Source organism: Bacteroidota bacterium, from assembly GCA_021300195.1.
Taxonomy (GTDB): Bacteria; Bacteroidota; Bacteroidia; order J057; family JAJTIE01; genus JAJTIE01.
The window spans coordinates 1-5,950 of the sequence record JAJTIE010000052.1; the positions used below are offsets into that span (position 1 = coordinate 1).

Sequence of the window (5,950 nt, forward strand, 5' to 3'; positions counted from 1 at the left end):
CGGCAGTGCCAGTGGTACTACCACCAGCCTGCAGCTACCCAGCCTGCCCGCCGGCCTGTACAGCGTGCAGATAGCCGGGGCCCGTGGCATCTACAGCGGCAAGCTGAGCGTGCAGTAGGCTAGAGCTAGCCCAAGCTGAATGAGAAAGCCCGCACGGAAGTGCGGGCTTTTTTTGTGCCTCGTGGTGTGTGGGGGACACACCGCCGCGTGCTCGCATATTGTTGGTTTTGATTAGGCGGGAGGGCTCTTTAGTTTGGCCTTCGACTAAGAAGGGTGCACGCCACCCGTAAAAGAGCAAATGCGGATCGATGCGAAATGGCCACTAGGTCAATAGAACAAGCACCCTCGTCCACTATCGCGGCCCATCCATCATCCTGCGCGCCTGTTCGGCATCGGCGGCTAGCTGGGCCTTTAGCTCCTCCAGGCTGTGAAACTTGCGCTCGTCGCGGATGCGGTCTATAAAATCTACTTGCAGTTGCTGGCCGTACAGGTCGCCCTCAAAGTTGAGCAGGTGCACCTCTGGCACCAGGTTTAGGCCGTCTACGGTGGGGCGGGTGCCTATGTTCATCATGCCCAGGTAGGCATGGTGGTGGTAGTGCACACGTACGGCGTATACGCCTGTGGCCGGCAGCAGCTTCTCGGGGCTGGTGGGCAGTAGGTTGGCCGTGGGCCAGCCCAACTGGCGCCCGCGCTTATCGCCGTGCACCACGGTGGCCTGCAGGCTGTAGGCATAGCCCAGCAGCCGCTGGGCTATGGCCACCTGCCCTGTCAGTAGGGCCTCGCGTATGCGGGTGCTGCTTACCTTGGCATGGTCTATCTCTTGGGCTGGTATTTCTTCCACTGCAAAGCCTTTTTCGGCTGCAATTCGCTCCAACAGTGCCAGGTCTCCAGTTCGGTTTTTGCCAAAGCGATGATCGTAGCCTACCACTACCCGCTGGGCGCGCACAGCGTTTAGTAGCACAGCCTGTACAAAATCGGCCGGTTCTAGTTGCGAAAAATCCTGGGTAAAGGGGATAACCAGCAGCTTGTGTATGCCCAGTTCGCGCAGTTTCTCCTCTTTTTCCTGCAGGGTACTCAGCAGCCCGGGTGCTGTGCTGTGGGGCAGGATCTTGCGCGGGTGTGGGTGGAAGGTAATGACCACGGCCTCGCCCTGCAGGCGGTGGGCAGCGGCCAGCACTCGCCGGAGGATTGCCTGGTGCCCAGGGTGCACCCCGTCGAAGGTGCCCAGCGTTACCACGGGGCTGGGGCCAGCCTCATAGTCTCTCAGGCTGCGGTAGATCTTCACCCTGCAAAGCTAAGGATAAGCCCACACATATCGGCTCAAGCTGCGCCATCTTTAGGGCTTAGAAATGCAAAGGGCTCCCACCAAAAATAGGAGCCCTTTGCATTTGGAGGTGGCGATCAGGAAATCCCTCACTGAATATTTTTATTTCGAATTGACCAACCACAAGTGTTCTTTGCTACGAACTCCTTATCGCCAATTTTTTTGGGGGTACCCCATGTACTGCTTTCAATAAGAATTCCAATCTCTTCTATTCCTGAGAATCGCTGCATTTCAGACTGAGGGATTGTAATGCTTTTTGCATCTGGGTTATTTTCTATTGTGACAATTGAAATGGTAGAAGTAGTTGCCGAAAGAGAGATAGCTGAAATAAATACCTGTACAAAGGTACTGCCAAAACTTTTGTCTGCCGTAATGGTAAGCGCTTGATCCGTTCTTATTACAGAGTTTGAATTTAAGTCAAAATTTAAGTCTGATTCCGGCCAGTTTTCGTTTGAAACCTCAAAGGCAGGCAAATCAGCACCACCTGTTGCATTCCACTTTGCAAGCTTGTTTACCAGCCAATCGTTAGGAAAAAAAATTGCCTGCAAACCCAACGAGTATAGTTTAATTGACGAGTCATAGGAAAGAGTTTCACCGCCCACAGTCAGCTCACCAGCATCACCCGTACTTACTATTGGAAAATTTTCTGAGGGTGGCGCAAAGCCTGCAGAATACGAGGTGTCTACTACAATCGTATTCGAACCTGCACCCGGAAACTGCATAACAATCCGATTAACAAACGCCGTATAGGAGTTGCTATAGGGAGCCAGAGTACCGGTAGTAGTGGTAACGGTAGTAGCAGCGGGCTCCGAATCCTCATCTTTCTTGCAGCCGACTAGCAGCAGGCTGATTACAAGGGCATACAGGCTTTTGGTAAGTACAAGTCGTGTCATAATAAGGTGGTTAATTGAAAACTTGGTTAAATATAGAGGAAATAAATTAAATGGCGATTTTTTGTGTATTTGATTAAGGGCTTGGTTGGGTGGCCATAGGCTCCGCTGTTCTTGCACTACAGTGTGTGCTCGGCCGGGTAGCACAGAAAGTACTTGTACACTGGCCTGGAGAGCTGGGCCACCATGCCTGGGTCGCTGGCCTCGGCTATATCGGTCAGGCTACCGTCTTTGCGCAGAACCTGTATGCGGCGTCCCTCGCCGGTGGGGGCATAGGCCTGGTTGCTCAGCCGGGCGGTGTGTACAAAGTAGGCTGCCTCATCGGCATCCAGGCCCAGCCGGGCTTGGCACAGGCTGCGCTGCTCGGCCACCTCGTCTTCGCCAAAGGGCTGGTCTTGCACGCGGATCTTCAGCAGGCGGCGGTGCAGGATGCCCTGGCACAGCAGGCTCAGCACCCTGTCGGGCTGCTGCTGCCAGCGTTTGATGTGGAACCAGATGTCGGTGTCGTCCAGGGCTGTGTATGGGTCGATTAGCTGCTCATCCAGCTGGGCGGGTGTTTCTGGCAGGGCCAGCAGGTGGTGCAGGTTGGGTTCGCAGGGTAGGGGGGCCCCGGCCAGCAGCAGGGTTCGGGCGCGTTTCAGGATGCCGATGAGCATAGCCTCTGCCACCACCGATGCTTTGTGCAGATACACCTGCCAGTACATCAGCCGGCGGGCTATCAGGAATTTTTCTACTGCATATACGCCCTTCTGTTCCACTACCAGCTCTCGGTTAGCTACATTCAGGGTTTTCAGGATTCGGTCGGTGCCCACTATGCCCTCGGCCACACCGGTGAAGAAGCTGTCGCGCGTCAGGTAGTCCAGCCGGTCCATATCCAGCTGGCCGCTCACCAGCTGGTGCAGGTAGGGGGCTGGGTAGCTTCCGGTAAAAATCTGCATGGCCAGCTCTAGCCGCCCGCCGGTTTCGCGGTTCAGCTGCTTCATCAGGGCCAGGCTCATGGTTTCGTGGTGCAGGCCCGGCACCAGCAGGTGCTCCAGGGCATGGCTAAAGGGCGCGTGGCCTATATCGTGCAGCAGGATGGCCAGTTGGGTGGCTTCATACTCTGCCTCGCTGATGTACACACCCTTTTCGCGCAGGCTGCGCAGGGCCTGGCTTACCAGGTGGTAGGCACCCAGGGCATGGCTGAAGCGTGCATGGGTGGCCCCCGGAAAAACCAGGCTGCCCAGCCCCAGCTGCTGGATACGCCGCAGCCGCTGCAGGTAGGGGTGGTCTGCCAGCTGTAGGGCCAGGCCCCTGCGCACTTCTATGAAGCCGTGGATGGGGTCGTTAAACAGCTTGGCAGCTGGGGGTGCAGGCATGTTTTGCGGCGTGGGTGGTGTCTAAAGTTATTGGGTTTGGGGGTTCCCGGCATCTAGCAGCCGGTAGGGCACAAATACAAAGTGGAAGAAGCCCGGGTCGGCTATCAGGAAGGCCCGCTCGGTGGGGTCCGTATAGGCCCGCCGGAAGTCGGCCAGGCGGGCACCCTCCAGTACGCCCTTTTTCACCAGCTCTTCCAGTATGCTGGCGTTATAGTCCCAGCCCAGGGCATATTCCGCTTTGTTGAAAATGGGCACGCCCAGGCCCACAGGCTGTGTGTGCGCCACAAAGATGGGGAAGCGCGTTACCCGGTTCTTCAGGCTCTCCAGGGCTATGCGCTCCAGCACCAGGCCTATCACGGCAAAGTCGGCATACAGGGCCCGTAGCAGCTGCTGGTCAGTCTCCGGGTTTTGGCTAAGCGGTTCCATCTTCCCAGTCTATATCCAGTTTATTGGGGTCGCCCAGGCCCTCGCGCAGCAGCACAGGGTGCTCCTCGTCGCTCAGGTCCACAATGGTGCTGGGCACGTTGCCCCCATAGCCGCCGTGTATTACCAGGTCTACCTGTTTGCCAAAGCGTTCGTGTATCAGCTCCGGGTCGGTGCGGTATTCCAGGATGTCGTCCTCGTGCTTTAGCGAGGTGGTGATGAGCGGGTTGCCCAGCTGGCGCACCATTTCGGTTACGATGCCATTATCCACCACCCGTATGCCTATGGTTTTGCGGGGGCTTACGCTGAAGTGCGGCAGCTTTTTGCCCGCAGGCAGGATGAAGGTATAGGGGCCGGGCAGCACCCGCTTCAGGATCTTGAAGGTGGTATTGCTTACCTGTCGGGTGTACTCCAGTGCCTGGGCCACATCCTGGCATAGGATGGTGTACTGAAAATCGCGGGGGTTGATATGCTTCAGCTGGCACACCCGCTCGATGGCTTTCTTGCTGAATAGGTCGCAGCCCAGGCCATACACCGTGTCGGTGGGGTAGATAACTACGCCCCCGGCCCGCAGCTGCTCTACCACCTGCCGGATGTGGCGCGGTGCCGGATTATCGGGGTAAATGCGTAGCAGCATGGTAGAAAAGTGTGAATACAAGCGGAGCTGTGTACTAGCCTCGATGGATAGTCTGCCTTTTCCCTTTCCACAAAGGTACCCAAAAGTTTCGTTGTGCGGACATGGGGCCTATCTTCCTTGTAGCGTTGCCCATGCGAGCCATTCCCCCATTTTGGGGCGAGATATCCCCCCCGTGCATGAACTTTTGGTGAAATCTACTTGCCTTATTGACACAAGGCAGGGATTGTCCCTATTTTGCTATACTCAAAAAGAACATGAAGCACCCCCGGCTTGCCCTCCTGGCCCTGCTGCTGCACGCAACCCTGCCCGCCCAGGCCCAGCCCACCATCGAGTGGGATAAGACGCTGGGGGGAAGTGGTTGGGATGAGCTCCTTTCCCTACAGCAGACTGCTGACGGCGGATATATACTAGGGGGATATTCTGGGTCAAATGCAGATATATCCGGAGGGAAAAGCGAAAACAGCCGGGGCAGCTACGACTACTGGGTGGTAAAACTGGACGCAAACGGCAATAAACAGTGGGACAAAACACTCGGCGGAAGTGGGGGGGATCAGCTCTTTTCCCTGCAGCAAACGGCGGACGGCGGCTATATACTGGGGGGATCGTCCTGGTCTGCTGCAGATATATCCGGAGGGAAAAGTGAAAATAGCAGAGGCGAGCGGGACTACTGGGTGGTAAAACTGGATGCCAACGGCAGCATACAATGGGACAAAACCCTGGGCGGAAGTGCAAACGATGAGCTCACTTCCCTGCAGCAGACCGCCGATGGCGGCTATATCCTGGGGGGATGGTCTGAGTCTGATGCGGATATAGCCGGAGGGAAAAGCGAGAATAGCCGGGGTGTATCGGACTACTGGGTGGTAAAGCTGGACGCAAACGGCAAGAGACAGTGGGACAAAACACTCGGCGGAAGCGGAGAAGATGTGCTGAATTCCCTCCAGCAGACGACCGACGGCGGGTATATACTGGGGGGATGGTCTTTGTCTAATGCAGATCTTGACGGAGGGAAAAGCGAAAACAGCAGGGGATTCTACGACTACTGGGTGGTGAAGCTGGACGCGAACGGCAAGAGAGAATGGGACAAAACACTTGGCGGAAGTGGTGTGGATGGGCTCACTTCCCTACAACAGACCAATGACGGCGGGTATATCCTGGGGGGAGGGTCTTCGTCTGCTGCAGATATATCCGGAGGGAAAAGTGAAAATAGCAGAGGCGAGCGGGACTACTGGGTGGTAAAACTGGATGCCAACGGCAGCATACAATGGGACAAAACCATGGGCGGAAGTGGTGAGGATTACCTCTCTACGCTTCAGCAGAC

The 5,950-nt window shown here is 56.4% G+C and carries 6 protein-coding genes; 1 reads left to right on the forward strand and 5 read right to left on the reverse strand.

All coding sequences use genetic code 11. The features are described 5' to 3' along the window. Window positions 1–352: 352 nt before the first annotated feature. The 5 genes from LW884_10610 to LW884_10630 form a co-directional block, all read right to left on the reverse strand. On the reverse strand, window positions 353–1,285 hold the full coding sequence (locus LW884_10610; protein MCE3008778.1) for a bifunctional riboflavin kinase/FAD synthetase: 933 nt from the start codon (window positions 1,283–1,285) through the stop codon (window positions 353–355). 128 nt (window positions 1,286–1,413) lie between these two features. Further along, the gene (locus tag LW884_10615) at window positions 1,414–2,217 is read right to left on the reverse strand and encodes a hypothetical protein (protein MCE3008779.1); all 804 of its coding nucleotides are present in this window, start codon (window positions 2,215–2,217) and stop codon (window positions 1,414–1,416) included. Between the two features lie 116 nt (window positions 2,218–2,333). Then, entirely contained in the window at window positions 2,334–3,572 is a 1,239-nt protein-coding gene (locus LW884_10620; GenBank protein ID MCE3008780.1) for an HD domain-containing protein, read from the reverse strand. A 27-nt stretch (window positions 3,573–3,599) separates the two neighbouring features. Next, a complete protein-coding gene (locus LW884_10625; GenBank protein ID MCE3008781.1) occupies window positions 3,600–3,998 on the reverse strand; it encodes a hypothetical protein in 399 nt (132 codons plus the stop codon). Then, the gene (locus LW884_10630; protein MCE3008782.1) at window positions 3,985–4,632 is read right to left on the reverse strand and encodes a threonylcarbamoyl-AMP synthase; all 648 of its coding nucleotides are present in this window, start codon (window positions 4,630–4,632) and stop codon (window positions 3,985–3,987) included. Before LW884_10630 ends, LW884_10625 begins: the two co-directional genes overlap by 14 nt. Before the next feature lie 254 nt (window positions 4,633–4,886). Between LW884_10630 and LW884_10635 the strand changes: the two genes are divergently transcribed. Then, on the forward strand, window positions 4,887–5,950 hold a 1,064-nt coding region (locus LW884_10635), incomplete at its 3' end, for a T9SS C-terminal target domain-containing protein (protein ID MCE3008783.1).

Coding starts and splice junctions, on each gene's coding strand:
- LW884_10615 (MCE3008779.1), bottom strand. CDS start 2,217: ATGACACGACTTGTACTTACCAAAAGCCTGTATGCCCTTGTAATCAGC.
- LW884_10620 (MCE3008780.1), bottom strand. CDS start 3,572: ATGCCTGCACCCCCAGCTGCCAAGCTGTTTAACGACCCCATCCACGGC.
- LW884_10625 (MCE3008781.1), bottom strand. CDS start 3,998: ATGGAACCGCTTAGCCAAAACCCGGAGACTGACCAGCAGCTGCTACGG.
- LW884_10630 (MCE3008782.1), bottom strand. CDS start 4,632: ATGCTGCTACGCATTTACCCCGATAATCCGGCACCGCGCCACATCCGG.